The 294-nt window shown below is 53.1% G+C and carries 1 pseudogene; it reads left to right on the forward strand.

From position 1 onward, the window contains the following. Positions 1 to 294, forward strand: a pseudogene (locus tag P0G09_RS19600) (conjugal transfer protein TraE); the annotation flags it as partial.

Consider the following 294-nt stretch of genomic DNA (forward strand, 5'->3'; position numbering starts at 1 on the left):
TGTGCGTGCGGATTACAGCCAGATGCTGCGCCATCAGCTTGCCAAGGGCAATAATGGTCTGACCAAGACCAAATTCATCACCTTTGGTGTGGAGGGCGAAAGCATGGCTCAGGTCAAGCCCCGGCTCGACCACATCCAGAATGACCTGCTGAATAATTTTCATCGGCTGGGTGTGCAGGCAAAGCCCCTGAACGGTGCCCAGCGGCTGAAACTCATGCACGATATGTACAACATGGACGGTGCAAGCAAGTTTCACTTTGACTGGAAAGACCTTGTGAAAAGCGGGCTTTCCGT

It is taken from the genome of Faecalibacterium sp. DFI.5.82, assembly GCF_029076575.1.
GTDB classification, from domain to species: Bacteria; Bacillota; Clostridia; order Oscillospirales; family Ruminococcaceae; genus Faecalibacterium; species Faecalibacterium duncaniae.